This is a genomic window from Dactylosporangium sp. CA-233914, from assembly GCF_050942935.1.
Classification (GTDB): Bacteria; Actinomycetota; Actinomycetes; order Mycobacteriales; family Micromonosporaceae; genus Dactylosporangium.
The window spans coordinates 6665089-6686723 of sequence record NZ_CP192030.1; the positions used below are offsets into that span (position 1 = coordinate 6665089).

General features: G+C 72.6%; 24 protein-coding genes and 1 pseudogene. 14 read left to right on the forward strand and 11 right to left on the reverse strand.

The window, feature by feature from the left end:
- Window positions 1-92: 92 nt before the first annotated feature.
- The 4 genes from ACQPY0_RS29885 to ACQPY0_RS29900 are packed head-to-tail and all read left to right on the forward strand — an operon-like array spanning window position 93 to window position 3986.
- Window positions 93-878, forward strand: a complete 786-nt coding sequence (locus ACQPY0_RS29885; protein WP_432967573.1) for a hypothetical protein — start codon at window positions 93-95, stop codon at window positions 876-878.
- Between the two features lie 21 nt (window positions 879-899).
- Complete coding sequence (locus tag ACQPY0_RS29890; RefSeq protein WP_432967576.1) at window positions 900-1454, forward strand: hypothetical protein; 555 nt, start codon at window positions 900-902, stop codon at window positions 1452-1454.
- 29 nt (window positions 1455-1483) lie between these two features.
- The gene (locus tag ACQPY0_RS29895; RefSeq protein ID WP_432967579.1) at window positions 1484-3340 is read left to right on the forward strand and encodes a ThiF family adenylyltransferase; all 1857 of its coding nucleotides are present in this window, start codon (window positions 1484-1486) and stop codon (window positions 3338-3340) included.
- 1 nt (window position 3341) lies between these two features.
- Window positions 3342-3986: a hypothetical protein gene (locus ACQPY0_RS29900; protein ID WP_432967582.1), complete on the forward strand. Its 645-nt coding sequence runs from the start codon at window positions 3342-3344 to the stop codon at window positions 3984-3986.
- A 3-nt stretch (window positions 3987-3989) separates the two neighbouring features.
- On the opposite strand, the gene ACQPY0_RS29905 is transcribed toward ACQPY0_RS29900, so the two are convergent.
- Entirely contained in the window at window positions 3990-4880 is an 891-nt protein-coding gene (locus ACQPY0_RS29905) for an SDR family oxidoreductase (protein ID WP_432967585.1), read from the reverse strand.
- Between the two features lie 79 nt (window positions 4881-4959).
- Between ACQPY0_RS29905 and ACQPY0_RS29910 the strand changes: the two genes are divergently transcribed.
- Window positions 4960-5517, forward strand: a complete 558-nt coding sequence (locus ACQPY0_RS29910; RefSeq protein WP_432967588.1) for a TetR/AcrR family transcriptional regulator — start codon at window positions 4960-4962, stop codon at window positions 5515-5517.
- Here ACQPY0_RS29910 and ACQPY0_RS29915 read toward each other — a convergent pair.
- The 3 genes from ACQPY0_RS29915 to ACQPY0_RS29925 are packed head-to-tail and all read right to left on the reverse strand — an operon-like array spanning window position 5504 to window position 8707.
- Window positions 5504-7870, reverse strand: coding sequence for an ATP-binding cassette domain-containing protein (locus tag ACQPY0_RS29915; RefSeq protein WP_432967591.1), 2367 nt, complete (start codon window positions 7868-7870; stop codon window positions 5504-5506). The genes ACQPY0_RS29910 and ACQPY0_RS29915 overlap by 14 nt on opposite strands.
- A gap of 19 nt (window positions 7871-7889) precedes the next feature.
- Window positions 7890-8357 carry a pyridoxamine 5'-phosphate oxidase family protein gene (locus tag ACQPY0_RS29920; protein WP_432967594.1) on the reverse strand — a complete coding sequence of 156 codons (468 nt, stop codon included), beginning with the start codon at window positions 8355-8357 and terminating at the stop codon, window positions 7890-7892.
- Entirely contained in the window at window positions 8354-8707 is a 354-nt protein-coding gene (locus ACQPY0_RS29925) for a VOC family protein (protein ID WP_432967597.1), read from the reverse strand. Before ACQPY0_RS29925 ends, ACQPY0_RS29920 begins: the two co-directional genes overlap by 4 nt.
- A 412-nt stretch (window positions 8708-9119) precedes the next feature.
- Here ACQPY0_RS29925 and ACQPY0_RS29930 point away from each other — a divergent pair, with 412 nt between their 5' ends.
- The 4 genes from ACQPY0_RS29930 (at window position 9120) to ACQPY0_RS29945 (ending at window position 12385) form a co-directional block, all read left to right on the forward strand.
- Entirely contained in the window at window positions 9120-9458 is a 339-nt protein-coding gene (locus tag ACQPY0_RS29930) for a hypothetical protein (RefSeq protein ID WP_432995431.1), read from the forward strand.
- Complete coding sequence (locus tag ACQPY0_RS29935) at window positions 9455-9940, forward strand: roadblock/LC7 domain-containing protein (protein ID WP_432967600.1); 486 nt, start codon at window positions 9455-9457, stop codon at window positions 9938-9940. The genes ACQPY0_RS29930 and ACQPY0_RS29935 overlap by 4 nt, the downstream gene beginning before the upstream one ends.
- Window positions 9941-10010: 70 nt before the next feature.
- Window positions 10011-10700 (forward strand): RraA family protein, encoded by a 690-nt coding sequence (locus ACQPY0_RS29940; RefSeq protein ID WP_432967603.1) that lies wholly within the window; start codon window positions 10011-10013, stop codon window positions 10698-10700.
- Window positions 10701-10816: 116 nt separating this feature from the next.
- Window positions 10817-12385 (forward strand): putative Ig domain-containing protein, encoded by a 1569-nt coding sequence (locus ACQPY0_RS29945; protein WP_432967606.1) that lies wholly within the window; start codon window positions 10817-10819, stop codon window positions 12383-12385.
- Window positions 12386-12433: 48 nt separating this feature from the next.
- On the opposite strand, the gene ACQPY0_RS29950 is transcribed toward ACQPY0_RS29945, so the two are convergent.
- From ACQPY0_RS29950 to ACQPY0_RS29970, 5 genes are all read right to left on the reverse strand, one after another.
- Window positions 12434-13747 carry an enolase C-terminal domain-like protein gene (locus ACQPY0_RS29950; protein ID WP_432967609.1) on the reverse strand — a complete coding sequence of 438 codons (1314 nt, stop codon included), beginning with the start codon at window positions 13745-13747 and terminating at the stop codon, window positions 12434-12436.
- A gap of 137 nt (window positions 13748-13884) precedes the next feature.
- On the reverse strand, window positions 13885-14367 hold the full coding sequence (locus ACQPY0_RS29955; RefSeq protein WP_432967612.1) for an SRPBCC domain-containing protein: 483 nt from the start codon (window positions 14365-14367) through the stop codon (window positions 13885-13887).
- Window positions 14364-14681, reverse strand: a complete 318-nt coding sequence (locus tag ACQPY0_RS29960) for an ArsR/SmtB family transcription factor (protein WP_432967615.1) — start codon at window positions 14679-14681, stop codon at window positions 14364-14366. Before ACQPY0_RS29960 ends, ACQPY0_RS29955 begins: the two co-directional genes overlap by 4 nt.
- A 9-nt stretch (window positions 14682-14690) precedes the next feature.
- The gene (locus tag ACQPY0_RS29965; protein ID WP_432967618.1) at window positions 14691-15365 is read right to left on the reverse strand and encodes a response regulator; all 675 of its coding nucleotides are present in this window, start codon (window positions 15363-15365) and stop codon (window positions 14691-14693) included.
- Window positions 15362-16459 carry a sensor histidine kinase gene (locus ACQPY0_RS29970; RefSeq protein ID WP_432967621.1) on the reverse strand — a complete coding sequence of 366 codons (1098 nt, stop codon included), beginning with the start codon at window positions 16457-16459 and terminating at the stop codon, window positions 15362-15364. The genes ACQPY0_RS29965 and ACQPY0_RS29970 overlap by 4 nt, the downstream gene beginning before the upstream one ends.
- A 91-nt stretch (window positions 16460-16550) precedes the next feature.
- Here ACQPY0_RS29970 and ACQPY0_RS29975 point away from each other — a divergent pair, with 91 nt between their 5' ends.
- Window positions 16551-17279: a hypothetical protein gene (locus tag ACQPY0_RS29975; protein ID WP_432967624.1), complete on the forward strand. Its 729-nt coding sequence runs from the start codon at window positions 16551-16553 to the stop codon at window positions 17277-17279.
- Between the two features lie 30 nt (window positions 17280-17309).
- Here ACQPY0_RS29975 and ACQPY0_RS29980 read toward each other — a convergent pair.
- Both ACQPY0_RS29980 and ACQPY0_RS29985 read right to left on the reverse strand, forming a co-directional pair.
- A pseudogene (locus ACQPY0_RS29980) lies at window positions 17310-17567 on the reverse strand (sigma factor); the annotation flags it as partial.
- On the reverse strand, window positions 17564-17887 hold the full coding sequence (locus tag ACQPY0_RS29985; RefSeq protein ID WP_432967626.1) for a YciI family protein: 324 nt from the start codon (window positions 17885-17887) through the stop codon (window positions 17564-17566). The gene ACQPY0_RS29985 and the pseudogene ACQPY0_RS29980, both read right to left, overlap by 4 nt.
- Window positions 17888-18176: 289 nt before the next feature.
- Here ACQPY0_RS29985 and ACQPY0_RS29990 point away from each other — a divergent pair, with 289 nt between their 5' ends.
- Genes ACQPY0_RS29990 through mtlA form a run of 4 tightly spaced genes read left to right on the forward strand, consistent with a single transcriptional unit; the run spans window position 18177 to window position 21632 of the window.
- A complete protein-coding gene (locus ACQPY0_RS29990; protein ID WP_432967628.1) occupies window positions 18177-18758 on the forward strand; it encodes a hypothetical protein in 582 nt (193 codons plus the stop codon).
- Between the two features lie 9 nt (window positions 18759-18767).
- Window positions 18768-19529, forward strand: a complete 762-nt coding sequence (locus tag ACQPY0_RS29995) for a DeoR/GlpR family DNA-binding transcription regulator (RefSeq protein WP_432967631.1) — start codon at window positions 18768-18770, stop codon at window positions 19527-19529.
- Entirely contained in the window at window positions 19526-20479 is a 954-nt protein-coding gene (gene pfkB / locus ACQPY0_RS30000) for a 1-phosphofructokinase (protein ID WP_432967634.1), read from the forward strand. Before ACQPY0_RS29995 ends, pfkB begins: the two co-directional genes overlap by 4 nt.
- 13 nt (window positions 20480-20492) lie before the next feature.
- Window positions 20493-21632 carry a mannitol-specific PTS transporter subunit IIC gene (gene mtlA / locus ACQPY0_RS30005; protein ID WP_432967637.1) on the forward strand — a complete coding sequence of 380 codons (1140 nt, stop codon included), beginning with the start codon at window positions 20493-20495 and terminating at the stop codon, window positions 21630-21632.
- Window positions 21633-21635 lie beyond the last annotated feature (3 nt).

The following is a 21635-nucleotide window of genomic DNA, read 5'->3' on the forward strand; positions in this document are numbered from 1 at the left end:
GCGAAGCATCATCGAGCCAGACCAGGCGTTGTGGCCGCCCGCAGGGGTTCAGGGGTTTCAGGCCTGTCCCGTAGCGAAGCGGAGGGGCTGGCATGAGCAGTTCATCGCGCCGGAACGAGTTCGGGCTGGCCGAGGCCTACCACTGGCTGCGGGCACTGCAGCAGGGGGCCGACAACAACGCCGCCCGCCTCACGGAACTGGCCCGCTCGCTGCGGGAGGTGCAGGAGGCGGTGGCGCGCCTCGAGCACAGCCGCGACGGCGCGACGGCGGCGAGCACGCTGCTGGGGGCCGAGGTCAACCGGCTCAGCCAGGAGATCGCCGCGCTGAGCGAGGAGCACGACGACCTCGACGGGCGCTTCACCCAGGTCCTCGCGGCCCGCACCCCGTCCGCGCCGGGCGGCGCGGCGACCGCTCGCCACGTCGAGCACCAGGAGATCGCCGAGCGCTTCCGCACCTTCGTCGACCAGGAGCTGACCAGCGCCGCCCGGGCCGCGGTGCTGGCCAAGAAGCGCCGCGGCCTGCGCCGCTCCGAGCCCGACCACGACCAGATCGCCGAGCGCCTCGCGGAGCTGTGCCAGGCGATGTTCGCCGGCCCGGACATCGACGAGGCGCGGCTGCGCGGCCTGCTCGAGGACGCCCCCGACTGGCCGGTGCGGGTGGCCACCACGGGCGCGGAGCTGCGCTGGCGGGCCCGGGCCGCGAGCCCGGAGGGCAGCTGGAACTTCGACGCCGAGCCGGGCCGGCCGGCCGACGCGCAGTCGCAGCGGGTGTGGGGGGAGTGCCGGCCCGAGGGCAACGTCGCCGGGGTCGTCGTCCCGGCGTACGTGGTCGCCGGGCGGGTCTACGAGCCCCAGCGGGTCACGACACACAGCCATTGAGGTCCATAAGGAGCGCCGGAGATGTCCGACATCGACCTGAACGAGGTCCGCGACCGCATCAAGCGCGCCCAGCGCCGCGGCACGCCGTACCCCCCGAACGCCGCCGACCAGGTGAAGGTCGACCGCGCGGGCAACATCGTGCTGGGCGACGACGCGAGCGCCGAGCCCGTGTCGGTGGTGCACCAGGCCACGTTCGCCGCGGTCGACCGGCTGCTGCACGACCAGCGGACCGCCCGGAACAAGCTGCCCCGCAACACGGTGTTCATCGACGAGCCCGCGGTCTCCGGCTGGCTGTACTCGATCACCACCGAGCTCGGCCACGACTACACGCTCTTCGCCTACTTCGACGGCACCGACTACAAGGTCAAGCTCGTCGCCCCGGAACTGGAGGGCAAGCTGCCGGCGCACGGCGCGCACCTGTACCCCAACGGCCTGATCTGCCTCGACGAGCGCAAGGGCAACGGCCAGGCGACGCTTGAGGAGGCGTACTCCAAGTCGGTGCTGTGGGCGCTGGGCGTCAGCTACGTCCGCGAGGGCTTCACGTTCCCGTTCTCCATCAACAACGAGGACGACTAGCCGTGGAGCAACAACGAGGACGACCAGCCGTGGCCGCTTCCCTGCCGACCCTGCGCATCACCGACTACGCCGTGCACTCGCTCGTCGAGGCGCTCGGCTCCCGCGCGCCCGAGCAGGGCGGTGCGCTGCTGGGCATCCGGGGCGCGGACGTCGTCACGACCTTCATCCACGACGTGGACGCGCCGGTGACCGCCGTGGAGTATCACAACACCGAGGCGCTGAGCCACCAGATCCGCCTGGTCGAGACCGAGACCGAGGCGCGCTTCAAGGGCATCGTGCACTCGCACCCGCGCGGCATGCCGCACCCGTCGTCGCAGGACCTCTACGAGTACGGCCGCAGCCTCGCGCTCAACCCGGCGATGAGCCAGTACCTCGCGCTGATCGTCACCTTCGGCACCGCTCACCCGCCGCAGGCGCACGAGCTCATCGTCGACGGCACCGCCCGGGTCTCCTGCTTCGGCGCCCGGGCCGGCCGCGACGGCGTCGTGCTGGTCCGGCTGCGGCCCCGCCAGGTGCCGATCGTGGAGTCGGTGCGCCGGGCCGGGCTGCGCTTCACCGAGGGCGAGCCGGTGCTGGTGAACATCGACGGGACTGCGATGATCTGCGGGCAGGTGGAGGGGGCCGGCTACGACGACGCCTCGCTGCTGTTCAGCGTGGACTATCCGGCCGTACCCCCGCTGCTCATCGACTACGCCGGCACCGCGCGGGAGCAGCCGCTGGCGTGGGACCTGCGGCTGCGCCCCGTGGACCGGCTGACGCGGGCGCTGGAGGTCGCTCGCGAGTTCCGCCGGTTTCGTGCCGCGCCGCGACCCGTCGCCGCGGACGCCGCAGCCGGGGCCGATGCGGCGGGTGTTGCGCCGCCTGCGCCGGCGCCGGGCGTGACCGAGGGCGCCGAGCCCCCGCTGTTCGCCCGCACCGGCGGCATCCTCTCCCCGCGGCTGCGCGAGCGGCACGTCCTGGTCGTCGGCGCCGGCTCGGTCGGCTCCTACGTCGCCGAGGTCTTCGCCCGCTCCGGCGTCGGCGCGTTCACCCTCGTCGACCCCGACCGGGTGGAGCCGGCGAACCTCGGCCGATCGGGGTACCTCGCCGCCGACGTCGGGCGGGCGAAGGTCGACGCGCTCGCCGGGCGGCTCGCCGCGATCAACCCCGGCGTGCGGGTCGAGCGGCACGCGGCCGCCGTCGACGACCTCGACCGCGCGGCGCTGCTGCGGGCGGTGCAGGGCGCCGACCTCGTGGTCGCCGCGACCGATTCCAACGCCGCCCAGCAGCGCCTCAACCACCTGGCGTACTGGTCCGGCACCCCCGCGGTCTTCATCGGCCTGTACGGCCGGGCGGCCGGCGGCGAGGTGATCTTCACGTATCCCGACGGGCCCTGCTGGCAGTGCAGCACCGGCAACGCCCGCATCGACCGGGAGCCGGGGGTGCGCCGCGAGACCGACTACGACACCGGGCGGCTCGAGGCCGAGCCGGGCCTGCTCACCGACATCCACTTCGTCAGCGCCGCCGGCGCCAAGCTGGGCCTGGCCCTGCTGCACCGCGGCGAGGACGGCGGCGCGCTGCGGGTGTTCCTCGACGAGCCGCGGGCGCAGCGGATGGCCACGGTGGTCTTCGCGATGGTGCAGCGCTACGAGCTCTTCCGGCGGGTGCTCGGCCAGACCCCCGGCCAGTACGCCTTCCAGAGCATCTGGATGTCGGCCTCGCCGCAGCGGGAGTGCCCGGTCTGCGGCGAGCCGGAGGGGCGCAGCGACCCCCTCGCCCCCGCGGCCCCGCCGAGCACGCAGCAGCTGCTGCGCCACCTCACTGCCGAGCAGGCCGTGCGGTTCGGGATCGCGGCGCAGCGCAGCGCCGCCGAGGACCCGGCCACGGAATCGGCGGGCGTCGACTGAGATGACCAACGACGACCTGAACAAGATCCGCGACGCGGCCCGGCGGGCCCGGGACGAGGCGGCGAGCCCCGCGCCCCCGCCCCGGCCGCCGCGGGATTCGTTCGTGGCCCCGCGGCGGCCGAGCCGGCCCGACCCGCCCCGGTACACGTTCGAGCCGGAGCCCGAGCCGGTGCCGGTGGTGCCCGCGGGAGCGTCGGCGGGCCGGCAGCTGTGGATCCGGCTGCAGCGCGGCGGGTGGACGTTCGTGACCATGCTGCTGCTGGTCTGGCTGGTCGGGGTCGGGTGGGAGACGTGGTTCGGGCACGGGTACACGTCGTCCGACGGCGGTGACGTCGGCCGGTCCGCCGCGCGCACGCAGGCCGCGCTGGTGCCGCTGTGCCTGGCCGCCGCGTTCGGGCTGACGCTGGTGTTCGGGCGGCTCGGCGCCTGGCCGGCGCTGCTCGCCGCGGGCCTGGTGGCCCGGTTCCCGCAGTGGGTGCCGGACCCGGTGTGGCAGTGGAGCGTCCGGCACGCCCCGGGCTGGTGCGTCTCGGCGCTGTCCGGCCTCGGCGGGTCGTACGGGCAGTACCTGCGCCCGGTGGCGTATGTGCTCTACCCGGTGCTCGTCCTGATCGGCCTGGTCCAGGCGGTGCGCCGGCGCCGGTGAGGGTCAGGCCCTGAAGTAGTACCCGGCGTCGAGGTCGGCGATCAGGCCCGGGTGGGCCGGCTTCCAGCCGAGCAGCCGCTGGGTCGCGGTGCTGGTGGCGCGGGAGTCCATGCCGAACAGCGGGCCGATCCAGCCGAAGTGCGCGAACGCCTGGTCGGCCGGGACCGGCCCGGCCGGCAGGTTCAGGCCGCGGCCGATCGCCTCGGCGATCTCGCGGGTCGGCACGCCCTCCTCGGCGACCGCGTGCAGGACCGAGCCGGCCGGGGCCTCCTCGACGGCCAGGCGGACCAGGCCGGCCGCGTCGGCGCGGTGGACGGCCGGCCAGTGGCCGGTGCCGTCGCCGACGTACGCCGCGATGCCCTTGGCGCGGGCCACGCCGACCAGGACGGCGATGAAGCCGTAGTCGCCGTCGCCGTGGACGGTCGGGGCGAAGCGCACGACCGCGCTGCGCACACCGCGGTCGGCGAAGGCCAGGGCGGCCAGGGCGTTGGCCGAGCGCGGGTGGACGTCCGGGTCGGCGACGTCCTGCTCGGTCGCCGGGTGCTGCGTGCCCAGGCCGAGCACGCCGGAGGCGATGACGAGGGGGCGGTCCGTGCCGGCGAGGGTCTCGCCGAGCGCGGTGATCGCCGCGCGGTCGGTGCGGGCGGCGCCGGCCATGTCGGAGAAGTCGTGGTTGTACCCCAGGTGGACCACGCCGTCGGAGTCGGCGGCGCCCGCGCGCAGGTCGTCGGGGTTGTCCAGCTCGCCGCGGCGGACCCGCGCGCCGAGGCCCTCGATGACGGCGGCGGCGCGGTCGGAGCGGGCGAGCCCGACGACGTCGTGCCCGGCGGCGAGCAGTTCGGCGGTGACGGCCGAGCCGATCCAGCCGCTGGCACCGGTGACGAAGATTCGCATGTCAGCCTCCAAGCTGATGTCATTCGATGACATCAGCCTAGCAGGTGATGTCATACTGTGACATGTCTACGATTGTGACGTGGGACGCTGGGAGCCAGACGCCCGTGGACGGCTCCGCAGGGCCGCCATGGAGCTCTACGTCGAGCGCGGGTTCGAGCAGACGACCGTCGCCGAGATCGCCGCGCGCGCCGGCGTGACGGCCCGGACGTTCTTCCGCCACTTCGCCGACAAGCGCGAGGTGCTCTTCGCCGGCTCCGCGCAGTTGCAGGACGCCCTGGTCCAGGCCCTTGACGCGGCGCCGGCGGGGGCCACGCCCCGGGAGGCCGTCGCGGCGGTCCTCGACGTGGCCGCGCAGTTTCTCGGCGGGCACCACGGCCACTCCCGCGCGCGGCACAGCGTCATCACCGCCAACCCGGAGCTGCGCGAGCGCGAGCTCATCAAGATGGCGCGGCTGACCGCGGCGCTCGCCGACGGGCTGCGCCGCCGGGGCCTGCCCGAGCCCGACGCGACCCTGGCCGCCGAGGCCGCGGGGGTCGTGGTGCGGGTCGCCTTCGAGCGCTGGGTCGCGGGCCCCGGCGACACCGGCCTCGACACGGTCATGCGCGAGACGCTCGGGCGCCTGCTCAGCGTGGCGTGACGGCCCCCACGTAGGCGGCCAGGTGCTCGCCGGTCAGGGTGGACCGCGCCGCGACCAGGTCGCCCGGCGTGCCCTCGAAGACGATCCGGCCGCCGTCGTGGCCCGCACCCGGGCCGAGGTCGATCAGCCAGTCGGCGTGGGCCATCACCGCGGGGTGGTGCTCCACGACGATGACGGACGTGCCCGCGTCGACCAGCCGGTCCAGCAGGCCCAGCAGCTGCTCCACGTCGGCCAGGTGCAGGCCCGTGGTCGGCTCGTCCAGGACGTACACGCCGCCCTTCTCGGCCATCCGGGTGGCCAGCTTCAGCCGCTGGCGCTCGCCGCCGGACAGGGTCGTCAGCGGCTGGCCCAGGCTCAGGTAGCCCAGGCCCACGTCGGCGAGCCGGTTCAGGATCGCCAGCGCGGCGGGCAGGCGGGCCTCGCCGGCGGCGAAGAACTCGGCCGCCTCCTCGACGGCCATCGCCAGGACCTCGCTGATGTCGCGGCCGCCCAGCCGGTGCCGCAGGACGGAGGCGTCGAAGCGGCGGCCCTCGCACTCCTCGCACACGGAGGCGACGCCGGCCATCATGGCCAGGTCGGTGTAGACGACGCCGGCGCCGTTGCAGCCGGGGCAGGCGCCCTCGGAGTTGGCGCTGAACAGGGCCGGCTTCACGCCGCAGGCCTTCGCGAACGCCTTGCGGATCGGCTCCAGCAGGCCGGTGTACGTCGCCGGGTTGGACCGCCGCGAGCCGCGGATCGGGGTCTGGTCGACCGCCACGACGCCGGCCGAGGCCGGGATCGAGCCGTGGACGAGCGAGCTCTTGCCGGAGCCGGCGACGCCGGTGACCACCACGAGCACGCCCAGGGGGATGTCGACGTCGACGTCGCGCAGGTTGTGGGTCTTCGCGCCGCGGATCGGCAGGGTCCCGGCCGGCTCGCGCACCTCGTCCTTGACGGCGGCGCGGTCGTCGAGGTGGCGGCCGGTGACGGTGCCGCTGGTGCGCAGCCCGGCGACCGTGCCCTCGAAGGTGACCATGCCGCCCGCCGAGCCGGCGCCGGGGCCGAGGTCCACGACGTGGTCGGCGATCGCGATCGTCTGCGGCTTGTGCTCGACGACCAGGACGGTGTTGCCCTTGTCGCGCAGGCGCAGCAGCAGCTCGTTCATCCGCGCGATGTCGTGCGGGTGCAGCCCGGTCGTGGGCTCGTCGAAGACGTACGTCACGTCGGTGAGCGACGAGCCGAGGTGCCGGATCATCTTGGTGCGCTGGGCCTCGCCGCCGGACAGGGTGCCCGACGGGCGGTCCAGGGACAGGTAGCCGAGGCCGATCTCGACGAACGAGTCCAGCAGGTCGCCCAGCGACGTCACCAGCGGGCCGACGCCGGGCTCGTCGAGCCCGCGGACCCACTCGGCGAGGTCGGTGATCTGCATCGCGCACGCGTCGGCGATGTTGATCCCGCGGATCCGCGAGGAGCGGGCCGCCTCGGCCAGGCGCGTGCCGTCGCACTCGGGGCAGGTCGTGAACGTGACGGCCCGCTCGACGAAGGCGCGCACGTGCGGCTGGAGCGAGTCGACGTCCTTGGACAGCATCGACTTGGTGATCTTCGGGATCAGCCCCTCGTAGGTCAGGTTGACCCCGTCGACCTTGATCTTCGTCGGCTCCTTGTGCAGGAAGTCGCCCAGCTCCTGCTTGGTGAACCTCGTGATCGGCTTGTGCGGGTCGAAGAAGCCGCAGCCGATGAAGATGCGGCCGAACCAGCCGTCCATGCTGTAGCCGGGGACGAGGATCGCGCCCTCGCCGATCGATTTGCTGGAGTCGTAGAGCTGGGTGAGGTCGAGGTCGGTGACCGAGCCGCGGCCCTCGCAGCGCGGGCACATGCCGCCGGTGCGGGTGAAGTCCGCCCGCACCGTGCGGCTGCTGCCCCGCTCCACGGTGATCGCGCCGCTGGCCCGCACCGAGGGGACGTTGAAGGAGTACGCGTTCGGCGAGCCGACGTGCGGCCGGCCGAGGCGGCTGAACAGGATCCGCAGCATCGCGTTGGCGTCGGTGGCCGTGCCGACCGTGGAGCGGGGGTCGGCGCCCATCCGCTGCTGGTCGACGATGATCGCGGTGGTCAGGCCCTCGAGGACGTCGACCTCCGGCCGGGCCAGGGCCGGCATGAAGCCCTGCACGAACGCGCTGTACGTCTCGTTGATCAGCCGCTGCGACTCCGCCGCGATGGTGCTGAACACCAGCGAGCTCTTGCCCGAGCCCGACACGCCGGTGAACACCGTGAGCCGGCGCTTGGGGATCTCGATGCTGACGTCCTTGAGGTTGTTCTCGCGGGCGCCGTGCACGCGGATCAGGTCGTGCCGGTCGGCGGCGTGCGTACTCATCAACTCTCCCGAGACCCGTTCAGTCCAGCCAGGCGCCGTCGCGCATCAGCAGACGGCCGCGCAGCTTATTCTCCTCGCGCCACGCCTGCACCCGGCGTGGGGTGATGCGAAACCAGCGGTAGTGCGTGCTCAGCTGCCGCGGGTCGAAGCCGCTGCGCCCGGCGAAGCGGTCGCCGGCCGCCCGGGGCAGCTCGTCCATCTCCAGTACCTCGACCGTGCCCTCGATCATCGACACGTCCCGGGTCGGGCCGAGCCCGACCCGGGCGACGCGCGTGGCGGCGAGGTTCCGCCCGGTCGGGCTGTCCGCGGCGGTGGCGACGATCAGCGCCTCGCCGTCCCAGTCGAAGGACAGCGGGACGAGGTACGGCACCCCGTCCGGTGACGCGCTGGCCACCCAGGCGTCGACGTCGCCGGCGAGCCGGGCCTCGCTGTCGCGGCGCCGCTGCGCGCGGGTGCGGGCCTCCGGCGTCCGATTCGCAGCGCTCACGTGTCCTGCAGCAGGCCCAGCGCGTTGCCGTCGGCGTCGGTGACGGTGGCCACGCGCCGGCCCGGGCCGACCTCGTGCGCCGGCTCCTTCACGCCGCCGCCGGCCGCGGTGACCGCGGCGATCCGGGCGTCGAGGTCGGTCACGTGCCAGTACGCGACGGGCCCGGTCATCGCCTGCGGCCCGCCGGCCGGCACGAGCCCGATGTGCTGCCCGGCGACGTCGTACCCGACGTAGTAGGCGCTGTCGGTCTGCGGCTCGATGCCCAGCAGCGCCGTGTACACGGCCTTGGCGGCGGCGAGGTCGGATACGGGGTGCAGCACGGTCTTGATGCCCAGCAGGTCGTCGCTCATCAGTGTCTCTCCACGGTCGGTGTTTTCTCCGTCGCAGCCAGGTTACAAACGCCCGCGGGACGGTGCTTCTCGTTTCCTGATCGGTTCGGGCTCCGTTTCGGCGCAATGGCGGGAGAACGCTCCCCAGATATTTGCTTACTGCCAAGGAAATTGAAATCGCAGCCCGGCTGAGCGGCTCCATCGCATTGCGCATGTGCCCGCGACGGCGCCCCGGCGACGGTGCGACAGCGGCGGACGACCCTGCGTCACCGCAACATCGGTCGGCAGGCTATATGACTATGAGCCAAGTGTCTGAAACCTCGCTCGAAAGGTACGCCGAGCGATCTTCGTGTGTCAGGCTCGAGCAAGTTTCGCATTTGATAGGCCGGAGGCAGGCTTGACCAGCAACCTTGACGTCGCGCTCAAAAACGCGATGAACATCGAAGGCGCCATCGCCGTCGCGCTCGTGGATTACACCAGCGGCATGACCCTGGGCACGCTGGGGGGCGGGCCCGACCTCGACATCACCGTGGCCGCGGCCGGCAACACGGACGTCGTGCGCGCCAAGCTGCGCACGATCGACATGCTCGGGCTCCCCGACAGGGTCGAGGACATCCTCATCACCCTCGACAGCCAGTACCACATCATCCGCCCGCTGACCGCGCACGGCGGGCGCGGCCTCTTCCTCTACCTCGCCCTGGTCAAGGCCCGCGCGAACCTCGCGCTCGCCCGCCACCAGCTGCGCGGCATCGAAGAGGGCCTCGAGCTGTGACCTACTACGGGTCGGCGACCACCGAGGACGGCTTGCCCCGCCGCGAGGAGCGGGTGGAGCAGGCCTGGGCCCGCGGGGCCGCGCCCGGGTTCGGCACCAGGATCGATCCGATGGCCGCCGCGCTCGCGGCGGTCCGCTCGGAACTGTCGGACCTGCGTTTGCGGGTGCCGGGCGTGCGGGGCTCGGCCGTCGGCGGGGTCGACGGCCTGCTCGTCACGCACGACCTGCCGAACGGGGTGGAGCCCCACGACCTGGCCGCGCTCGCCGCGACCACCTTCGGTCTGGGCCGGCAGACCGCGGTGGTGCTCGGCCAGAGCCCGTTCCGCGACGCCACCCTGCGCAGCGAGGGCGGCTACTTCACCGTCTACGCCGTCAACCCCAGCACCCTGCTCGCTGTCCTCGGCGATGACGGCATCAACGTCGCCCGGCTGCACCTCGAGGCCCGGCCCGCCGTCGCCCGGCTCGCCGGGCACCTCCCGTAACACCGCGAAAGGTCCACCCGCGGCCGATTGGCACCGGAGTTCTTGGCCGGCTCCGGTCCATCATGACGCCGTGGCTGACTTCACCGATCTCTCCACCCCGCTCGTCGCCGACGCCTGCGTGCGCGCCGGCGTCGCGCCGCGGATCGCGCCCGCCGGCATCCGGTCCGTCATCGCCGGGACGGGCCTGGCCGGACGGGTGCTCCCGGCCCGCCACTACGGCAGCGTCGACGTCTTCCTCGAGGCCCTGGGCGCCGCGGAGGCCGGCGACGTGCTCGTCGTCGACAACGGCGGCCGCACCGACGAGGCATGCGTCGGCGACCTGACCGTCCTGGAGGCGGCCGCCGCCGGCGTCGCCGGCCTCGTCGTGTGGGGCCTGCACCGCGACACCCCCGAGCTCGTCGAGATCGGCCGGCCCGTCTTCAGCTACGGCGCCCTGCCGCTCGGCCCGCTGCGCGTCGACGAGCGCGAGCCCGAGGCCCTCACCGGCGCCCGTTTCGGCCCGCACCTGGTCACCGCCGGCGACCTGGTGCTCGCCGACGACGACGGGGTCGTGTTCCTCGCCGCCGAGCGGGCCGAGGAAATCCTCGCCGTCGCCCGCACCATTCGCGGGACCGAGCGCGAGCAGGCCCGCCGGATCCGCGCGGGGGAGACCCTGCGCGAGCAGACCGCGTTCGCGGACTTCCTGGCCCGGCGGGGTGCCGAGGCCGGGTACACCTTCCGCGCCCACCTGCGCCGCGTCGGCGGCGCGATCGAGGAGTGAAGCGCAGGGCAGGACCAAGGGTCCAACGTCGTTGACGGGCACGTTCGTCGATGTGAAGGTGCGAATCACATTGACGGGCGCCTACGCGTGCAGCCCCCGACGAAGGGATCCCCCCCATGCGCAAGAGACGGACACTCGCAGTCGGCGCGGCCATCCTCGCCGTCGCCGCGAGCGTCGTCGCCGGCCCGGCGCCGGCCCAGGCGCTCGCGGTCACCGGCCTGGGCTCGACGATCGCGCTGAACAACTGCTCCGGCTCGCTGGTGCGCTGGCCGTCCTCGCTCGACTCGGACCGGGCCATGCTGCTCACCAACGGCCACTGCTACGAGAACGGGTTCATCAACGCCGGGCAGGTGCTGACCAACCGCGCCAGCACCCGCTCCGGCACGCTGCTGAGCGACACCGGGGCGAGCCTGGGCACCGTGAAGGCCGACAAGCTCGTCTACGCGACGATGACGAACACGGACGTGGCGCTGTACCAGCTCACGGACACCTTCGCGGCGATCAGGTCGAGGTACAACACCACCGCGCTCACCGTCGCCGCCGCCCGTCCGGCCGACAGCACCGCGATGACGATCCCGTCGAGCTACTGGAAGCAGGTCTGGACCTGCTCCGTCAACGGCTTCGTGCCGACCCTGCGCGAGGACCAGTGGACGTGGCACGACTCGATCCGGTACGACACCGGCTGCCAGACCACCCACGGCACCTCCGGCTCGCCGATCATCCGCTCCTCGGACCGGCAGATCATCGGCATCAACAACACCGGCAACGACGACGGGCAGAGCTGCACGCTCAACAACCCGTGCGAGGTCGACGCCAACGGCACCGTGACCGTCCATCAGGGACAGTCCTACGGCGAGCAGACGTACTGGTTCACCACCTGCCTGAACTCCTCGCGCGCCATCGACCTCACTGTCTCCGGCTGCCTGCTCACCGGCGCCGCCAGCCCGGGCAACACGGTCACCGTCACCAACCCGGGCGCGCAGACCGCGACGGTCGGGACGGCGAAGTCGCTGCAGATCACCGCGACCGACTCCGCGTCCGGCCAGACGCTGACCTACTCGGCGACCGGGCTGCCCGCGGGCCTGTCCATCAACGCGAGCACCGGCCTCATCTCCGGCACGCCGACGACCGAGCAGAGCACGACGAGCACCGTGACCGCCCGGGACACCACCGGCGCCACGGGTAGCGCGACGTTCACCTGGACGGTCAGCGGCACCGGCGGCGGCGACTGCGGCGGCCAGCGGCTCACCAACCCCGGCTTCGAGTCCGGCGCGACCGGCTGGTCCGGCAGCACGGGCGCGATCGGGCAGTGGGCGCCGCAGGGCCAGGCCGCGCACGGCGGCACGTACAGCGCGTGGCTGCTGGGCTACGGCTCGACCCACACCGAGAGCGTCTCGCAGGCGGTCACCATCCCGGCCGGCTGCTCGGCGACGCTGACGTTCTGGGTGCACATCGACTCGGCCGAGACGAGCACCACCACGGCGTACGACAAGCTGACGGTGACGGCCGGCGCCACGACCCTGGCGACGCTGTCGAACCTGAACAAGGCGACCGGCTACGTGCAGAAGTCGTACAGCCTCAACGCGTTCGCCGGCCAGACGGTCACGCTCAAGTGGAGCGGCATCGAGGACTCCTCGCTGCAGACCTCGTTCGTCATCGACGACGCCGCGGTCACGCTGAGCTGACTGGCCGGGCGGGTGGGATCGGCCCCGGACCGGTGCCACCCGCCCCGCTCAACGCTCCCGCGCCCCGCCCCAGACCGGGCCGTCGGGAAACGCGTAGCGGGCGCGGCTGTCGGCCCGCATGGTGGAGCTGAACCCGGGCGCGCTCGGCGCGAGGTAGCGGCCGTCGCGTAGCCGGACCGGGTCGGTGAAGTGCTCGTGGAGATGGTCGACGTACTCGATGACGCGGTTGTGCGTGCTGCGCGAGACCGCCACGAAGTCGAACATCGCCAGGTGCTGGACCAGCTCGCACAGTCCGACCCCGCCCGCGTGCGGGCAGACCGGGATGCCGAACTTGGCCGCCAGCAGCAGGATCGCCACGTTCTCGTTCACCCCGGCGACGCGGGCGGCGTCGAGCTGGACGAACGAGACCGCGCGCAGCTGCAGCAGCTGCTTGAACACGACCCGGTTCGGCACGTGCTCGCCGGTGGCGACCGGGATCGGCGCGATGCGCCGGGCGATCTCGGCGTGCCCGACGACGTCGTCGGGCGAGGTGGGCTCCTCGACCCACCAGGGGTGGAACGGGGCGAGGGCCTTGACCCACTCGACGGCGGTGTCGACGTCCCAGCGCTGGTTGGCGTCGACGGCGATGCGCACGCGAGGCCCGCACACCTCCCGGGCGATGCGCAAACGCCGCAGGTCGTCGGCGAGATCGGCGCCGACCTTGAGCTTGATCTGCGTGAAGCCGGCCGCGAGCGCCTCGCGGCACAGCCGGGTCAGCTTCTCGTCGTCGTAGCCGAGCCAGCCCGGCGAGGTGGCGTACGCCGGGTAGCCCTCGGCGAGCAGGGCCGCGACGCGCTCCTCGCGCCCCTCGGCGCCCGGCTTGAGGATGCGCAGGGCCTCGGCCGGGGTGAGGGCGTCGGTGAGGTACCGGAAGTCGACCAGCTCGACGATCTCCTCCGGTGCCATCGCGGACAGCAGCCGCCACAGCGGCAGCCCGGCCCGCTTCGCCCGCAGGTCCCACAGGGCGTTGACCACGGCGGAGATCGCCATGTGCAGCACGCCCTTCTCGGGGCCGAGCCAGCGCAGCTGGGAGTCGTGGACCAGCTCGCGCCACAGACCGCCGAGGTCGTCGAGGACCGGCTGCACCGCACGCCCGACGAGGTACGGCCGCAGCGCCCCGATGGCGGCGGTCTGCACCTCGTTGCCCCGGCCGATCGTGAAGGCGAACCCGTGCCCCTCGTGGCCGTCGGCGGCGTCGGTGCGCAGCACCACGTAGGCCGCGGAGTAGTCGGGGTCGGGGTTCATCGCGTCGGACCCGTCGAGCCGGCGGGACGTCGGGAACCGCACGTCGTAGGTGGAAAGCGACACGAACCGGTTGGTCATCGACCCCGCCTTGCTGCGATCGGACGTGGATTCATCCGATGTCTAGCAGGCGTGGTCCGTCGATGGCAAGGCTGTTGAGGGCTCGACCGCCGTACACCTCGGATGTCCCGGCTCGCCGAGCACAGCGGCCGTGCGGTTCAGTCGCCGAATGCCCTACCCGTCTCCAGCAGGGACTTGAGGTCCGACAGCACCCACGCCCAGCCGCCGCCGGCGCCCATCTCCTCGAACTCGCCGGCCATGAGCCGGCCCAGGTTCGGCGCGTCGCCGAGCTCGTGGGTTACGGTCAGCGCGGTGACGCCGTCCTTGCCCTCCTTGAGCTCGTACGTCAGCCGCGTGAACCCCTCCGCCGCCGTGCCCGGGTCCATGAGCATCCGGAACGTCTGGACCAGCCGGTGCGGCGGGTCGACCTCGATGACCTCGCCGTCGACGCCGATCTGTGGCGCCCCGGCCGCGATCATCCCGGGGTTGGACCGGCCGCGCACCGCGCCGCCGGGGCGCAGCTCCAGCTCGGTCGCGCCGCGGTAGCCGTAGCGGGAGTTCCACTCCGGGGACGTGATCGCCTCCCAGACCCGCTTCGCGTCGGCCTTGATGTAGACCCTGTGGACCTGCCTGCCGCTCATGTCTCACGCTCCAGTTCATGCTTGAGGTCCAGCAGCGCCCTGGCGTTGTCGCCGGTGTACTTGTCGATCCACCGGTCGTGGATCTGCCGGATGGGCACCGCGTTGAGGAAGTGCAGCTTCTCCCGGCCGCTGCGCCGGGTCACCACGAGGTTCGCCTCTTCCAGGACCTTCAGGTGCTTCATCACCCCGAACCGGGTCATCGCCAGCTCGGACTCCAGCTGCGTGAGCGTGCGGCCGTCACGCGCGAAGAGCAGGTCGAGCAGGAAGCGCCGGGTGGGGTCGGCGAGGGCCTTGAAGACGCGATCGTCGTCCACCGCTCTTTTTTACGTGACCTTTCGGTCACGTGTCAAGTCGGTCACCTGTCGGGCGGCGACCGCGGCTTCCAGGCGGCTGCGCAGGCCGAGCTTGGCGAGGATGCGGCTGACGTGGGTCTTCGTGGTGGCCTCGGCGATGCCGAGCCGGGCGGCGATCGCCGCGTTGGACAGGCCCTCGCCGAGGCACTCCAGGACGTCGCGCTCGCGGGCGGTGAGCAGGCCCAGCGGTACCGGCGACGGCGCCGCCGCCGGCTCGCGCGCCGCCCCGGCGAACGCGCCGAGCACCCGCCGCGTCACCTGCGGCGCGACCACCCCGTCGCCGCGCGCCACCGTGCGTACGGCCTCGATGAGCTCGCCGGCGGAGGCGTCCTTGAGCAGGAACCCGGCCGCGCCCGCGCGCAGCGCCCCGAAGAGGTACTCGTCGAGGTCGAACGTCGTCAGCGCGAGCACGCCCCGCACCCCGCCGGCGACCAGCTCCCGGGTCGCGGCGACCCCGTCGAGGCGCGGCATGCGCAGGTCCATGAGCACGACGTCGGGGCGCAGCCGCAGCCCGGCCTCGACCGCCTCCGCCCCGTCGGCCGCCTCGCCGACGACCTCGAGGCCGGGCGCGGAGCGCAGGATGAGCACGAGCCCGGCGCGTACCGCCGGCTGGTCGTCCGCGACGAGCACGGTGATGTCGCTCATGGCCATGGCAGGTGTGCCTCCACCACCCAGGTGTCCTCGTGCGGTCCGGCCGTGAGTGTCCCGCCCAGCAGGGCGGCTCGTTCACGCATGCCGATCAGGCCGGAACCGCTGCGCTGGGGGATGCTCTGGTCCCTGCCCGACCTGATCGTGATGTCCACGGCATTCGCGATGCACGCGACGTGCGCGGTGACCTTGCCGCCGTCGCCGTGCTTGAGGGCGTTGGTCAGCGATTCCTGGATGATTCGGTACGCCGCGTGGTCGACGCTCACCTGAACGTCCTCGGTGTCGCCGCGAACGTCGAGCTCGACCGGGATGCCCGCCCGCGCGACGAGCTCGTCCAGGGCCTTGAGGTTCTTCGGCACCGCCTCCGGGTCGCGCAGGTATCCCACCATCCGGCGCATCTCGGCCAGCCCCTGGACGCTGTTCTCGCGGATGACGGTGAGCGCCTGCCGCGTGCCGTCGGGGCCGAGGTCGGCCGACAGCGCCGCGGTCGCGTGGATCGCCACCGCGCTGAGATGGTTGGCGATGACGTCGTGCAGTTCCCGTGCCATCCCGGCCCGCTCGGCCGCCACGGCGCCCGCCCGGTCCGCCTCGGCCAGCCGCGCCACCTGCTGCGCGGAGCGGCGCGCCGCGGCCGCCTGGTCGCGGTGGTGCCGCACGTGCGTGCCGGTCAGGATCGGCACGACGGTGACGAGGGCGAGCAGCACGGCCAGCCCGAGCGCCCGCACGTCGCGGACCACCACGAGGCACACGACCGCGGTCACCACCGACCCGACGACCGACGCGGCCAGCAGCGCGCGGGCGAGCCGCGCCCGGCCGTGCAGGCAGGCGTCGTAGAGCACCTGGGTGTACACCAGCGGCGTCGCGAGCGAGGGCCCGATGACGACGTCGCCGGCGACCGCGGCGGTGCCGACCAGCACGCAGGCCAGCGGCGCGGTCCGGCGTAGCAGCAGCGCCCCGCAGCAGACGACCAGCGGCACGAACAGCCACCGGGCATCGACCCGCGCCTGGTGCTGCCCGGTGACGTACATGAGCGCCCCGGCGGCGAGCCCGCTGCCGGCCAGCACCAGATCGACCGTCCGCCCCCGCATCATTCGATTCCACCACGCCGTACGACGATCGGCGTACACGGCCGTCGCCCGTGGTCGGACGCGCCGCCGCGGGCTTTGGGCGAGGATCTCCGCCATGACCTCACCGCGCCGCGTCTACTACGCCGTCGGGCTGGCCCTCATCGCCGTGGGGCTGCTCCATCTCGTGGTGTACTTCGCCGACGACCGGCCGTGGGCGGGCCCGGTCTCGTGGCGCAAAGCGACGACGTTCGGCGTCTCGTTCGGCCTGACCCTGATCACGGTCACCTGGCTCGCCGCGTACCTGCCGCTGTCCGCCCGGCGGCGCGACGTACTGCTGGGGGTCTTCGCCCTCGACTGCTGCGTCGAGGTCGGCGGCATCGCCCTGCAGGCGTGGCGCGACGTGCCGTCCCACGTGAACCGCTCGACCCCGTTCGACTCACTGGTCTCGACGATCCTGGCCGCGGGCGGCTTCGTGCTGGTGGTGGTGCTGGGCTTCATGTCGGTCACGTCCCTGCGGGCGAAGGCGTCCCCGAGCATGCGCCTGGCCCTGCGCGCGGGCTTCGCGACGCTGGTGATCGGCCTGCTGTCGGGTGCGGCGATGATCGCCCGGGGCGTGGCGGAGGTGAACGCGGGCCACCAGCAGCGGGCGTACGAGGTGCTGGGCTACTTGAAACCCCTGCACGGCGTCAGCCTGCACGGTGTCCTGGTCCTGCCGGCCCTGGCCTGGCTCCTGTCCCGCCTGGAGTGCCCGGAACCCCGCCGGGTCCGCGCGCTCGCCTGGGCCACGGCCACCTACGGCGCGGCGATCGCCGCCGCCCTCGCCTACTCCATCGCGACGGCATAGGTGGCGGTCCCGTCCGGGCTCGGCCAGCTGAGCCTCCTTGTGCTTGTCGTCGCGTTTGTGCTCGCGCCGGATCCGGTCGATGGCCTTGCGGTTGGCGGTGGTGGTCAGCCAGGCGCCGGGGTTGGGGGGTACGCCGTCGGCCGGCCACTGCTCGACGGCGGTCGCGAACGCCTCGGCGGCCGCCTCCTCGGCGATGTCGAGGTCACCGAAACGCCTGGTCAGGGCGGCGACCACCCGGGCCCACTCGTCGTGGTGGGCCCGGGTGACCGCCTTGTCGACGTCGCTCATTGGAACGGCCGCACCTCGATCTTCCGGTCGCAGACCTTCGACGCCTCGGTGGCGAGCTTGAGCGCCACATCCAGATCGGGGACCTCCCACACCCAGACGCCGGCGAGGTACTCCTTCGACTCCACGAAAGGCCCGTCGCTGAAGACCGCCTGCTCGCCCCGGTTGTCGATGACCGTGGCCGTGTCGGTGTCCGCGAGTCCGCCCGCGAAAACCCAGTAGCCCTCGGCGATCAGTCGTTCGTTGAACGCGCTGATGACGGGCTGCCGGTCCGTGCTGCCGGGATTGGTCTTGTCATCGATCACGGAAACCAGGTACCGCATCTGAAGATCATCTCCTGTGGTCACGACAGCGTGGTTCGGTGGTCAGGGACTTGCATACCGCGGGCGCGCCGCCCCTCGTGGGCGGCCTCAACTCTGCTACGAACACCACCGCCCCGATCCGACACCGCCTCCCGGACTTCCTGCAAAAAACTTTCCGGGACGCCGGTCATCAGTTCTCCGGCAGCACGACTGTGCTCGCCCTCGCCGTCGTCCGTATGCGACCAAGGATGTAGGCGAACCCTCACCGGCGCCGAGGTAACCGGGCGTCGCGGCCGCGAACCTGGACGACATGCTGATCGGATGGATCGTCGGGTGTGAGATCGCGTTCTGGGTGCTGCTCGCCGCCGGGCTCGTAGCGCGGTACCCCCTGCGGCGCAAACGGGTCGGGGCCGTGCTGCTCGCCGCCATGCCCGTGGTGGACGTGGTGCTGCTCGTCGTGGCCGCGCTCGACCTCAAGCACGGGGGAGAGGCGGGGCAGGCCCACGCGCTCGCCGCGGTGTATCTGGGATTTTCCCTGAGTTTCGGGCCGACGATGATCAGGTGGGCCGACGTCCGGTTCGCGCACCGGTTCGCCGGTGGGCCGCCGCCCCGCGTGATACCCAAGCGCGGGCCCGAACGGGTCAGGTACGAGTGGCGCGAGTGGGGCAAGGCCGTCCTCGGTGGGGGTGTGGCCGTCGCGCTGCTGCAGGCCGGGTGGTTCTGGATCGGGGATCCGCAGCGTACGGGGGCTCTGCAGGGCATGACGCGGTTCGTGGGCTTTGTGCTGGCGGTGTGGTTGGTCGGTTGGCCCGTGTGGGTTTCTGTGGTTCAGCTCTTGACTTCCCACACAATCGGGCGTAAACAAAGCACAAGCAAAACGAAACGGCGGTGAAACAACATCATGTACGCCGAGGAGCGGCAGCAGGCCATCCTTCGTATCGCCCGTGAGCAGGGGCGGGTCGAGGTGGCCGGGTTGGCCGACGAGCTCAACGTCACGACGGAGACGATCCGCCGCGACCTGACCACCCTCGAACGGGCCGGCGTGCTGCGCCGGGTGCACGGCGGGGCCATCCCCGTGGAACGCATCGGCTTCGAGCCGGCGCTCGCCGCCCGCGACGCCGTGCTCGTCGAGGAGAAGGAGCGCATCGCCAAGCTCGCGCTCGCCGAGGTCCCCGAGGAGGGCGCCGTCATCCTCGACTCCGGGACGACCACCAGCAAGCTCGCCAACCTGCTGCCCACCGACCGGGAGCTGACCGTCGTGGTCAACTCGCCGGTCATCGCCACGACGCTGGGGACCCGCGCCAACCTCAACGTGCTGCTGCTCGGCGGCCGGGTGCGGGGCAAGACCCTCGCGACCGTGGACGACTGGTCGCTGCGGCCGCTGGCCGACCTCTACGTCGACGTGGCGTTCCTCGGCACCAACGGGGTGTCGGTCGAGCGCGGGCTGACCACGCCCGACCCGGCCGAGGCCGCGGTCAAGCGGGCCATGATCAGGGCCGCGCGGCGCACGGTACTGCTGGCGGACCACACCAAGCTCGGCAACGACTACCTCGCCAGGTTCGGCGAAATCGCCGACGTGGACCTGTTCATCACGGACAACCGTGCCGACAACGACCTCGTCGGTGACATCGAGGCGACGGGCGTGCGGGTGGTCCGGGCATGATCGTCACGGTCACGCTCAACCCCAGCCTGGACCGGGCCATGGACGTCGGCCGGCTCGCGCGGGGCGAGGTCATCCGGGCCACCGCGGCCCACCTCGACCCGGGCGGCAAGGGCGTCAACGTGTCCCGGGCGCTGCTGGCCAACGGCGTGCAGTCCGTGGCCGTGCTGCCGTGCGGCGGCGACGAGGGCGGTCAGCTGGTCCGGCTGCTCAAGGCCGAGGGCGTGGAGGTCCTCGCCGTGCCGATCTCGGGCCGGACGCGCTCCAACATCACGCTCGCCGAGCCCGACGGCACCGTCACCAAGGTCAACGAGCCCGGGCCGGAGCTCATCCGGGCCGAGTTCGACGAGATCACCGATCGGGTGCTGGCCCGGGCCGGCACCGCGGACTGGGTCGTGCTGTGCGGCAGCGTGCCGCCGGGGCTTCCCGCCGACGCCTACGCGCAGCTGTGCCGCCGGTTGACCTCGGCCGGCATCCGGGTCGCGGTCGACACCTCCGGCCCGGCCCTGCGCGAGGCGGCGGCGGCCGGCGCCACGCTGCTCAAGCCCAACCGCGACGAGCTCGCCGAGGTGGTCGGCGCACCGCTTCGCGACCTCGGTGACGTGGTCGACGCGGCGCAGCAACTGCGCGCCTGGGGCGCGCGGAGCGTCCTGGCGAGCCTGGGCGCCGACGGGGCCGTCCTGGTCGACGCCGACGGCGTCGTCACCGGCACCTGCCCGGTCATCCGGCCGCGCAGCACCGTCGGTGCCGGCGACGCGCTGCTGGCCGGGTTCCTCGCCGCCGGCGCCCGCGGTCCCGCCGCGCTCGCCGAGGGCCTCGCCTGGGGCGCCGCCGCGGTCAGCCTGCCCGGCAGCAGGATGCCCGGCCCCGCCGACCTGATCCGCCACAACGTCACCATCAACCCCCGGCCGGACGAGCTCCGCCCACTGCTGCGCTCCGGCGATCCTTCCTGAAGGAGACACCCCCGTGACGAGCTACACACCTGCGGTCACCGGCACCGGTTTCCGGGCCTCCGTACAACGTGTCGGCGGTTACCTCGCCTCGATGGTCATGCCGAACATCGGCGCGTTCATCGCCTGGGGTCTCATCACCGCCCTGTTCATCCCGACCGGATGGACGCCCAACGCGCACATCGCGCAGCTGGTCGACCCGATGATCAAGGTGCTGCTGCCGCTGCTCATCGGCTACACCGGCGGCCGGCTGGTCCACGGCCAGCGCGGTGCCGTCGTCGGCGCGGTCGCCACGATGGGTATCGTGGTCGGCGCCGACGTGCCGATGTTCCTCGGCGCGATGCTGATCGGCCCGCTGAGCGCGTACCTCCTCAAGCTCTGGGACGGCCTGGTCGAGGGCAAGATCCGCCCCGGCTTCGAGATGCTGGTCGACAACTTCAGCGCCGGCATCATCGGCGGCGCGATGGCCATCGGCGGCCTCTACGGCATCGGCCCGGTCGTCGAGTGGCTCACGAAGCAGGCCGGCAGCGGCGCCGACTGGCTCGTCGGGCACGACCTGCTGCCGCTGACCTCCGTCGTCGTCGAGCCGGCCAAGGTGCTCTTCCTCAACAACGCCATCAACCACGGCGTGTTCGGCCCGCTCGGCGTCGCCGAGGCGGCGGAGAAGGGCAAGTCGATCCTGTTCATGATCGAGTCGAACCCCGGCCCGGGCCTCGGCCTGCTGCTGGCGTTCTTCCTCTTCGGCCCCCGCGCGCTGCGCCCCAGCGTCCCGGCCGCGATCATCGTGCACTTCCTCGGCGGCATCCACGAGATCTACTTCCCGTACGTGCTCATGAAGCCGAAGCTGATCCTCGCCATGATCTGCGGCGGCGCCGCGGGTGTCGGCACCTTCATGATCACCGGTGCCGGCCTCGTCGCCACCCCGTCGCCGGGCAGCATTTTCGCCTACATGGCGGTGACCCCCAAGGGCGGCTGGTTCGTGGTGCTGCTGGGCATCGTCATCGCCGCCGCCGTCACCTTCGCCGTCGCCTCGGTGCTGCTGGGCTTCGGCCGCGGCGAGCCCCGGGAGGAGCTGCTGGGGCCGGACGAGGAGACGGTCGTCAACCCGGACGAGGCCGAGAACGCCAAGGCCAAGCTGACCCGCCAGGAGGCGTGAGAC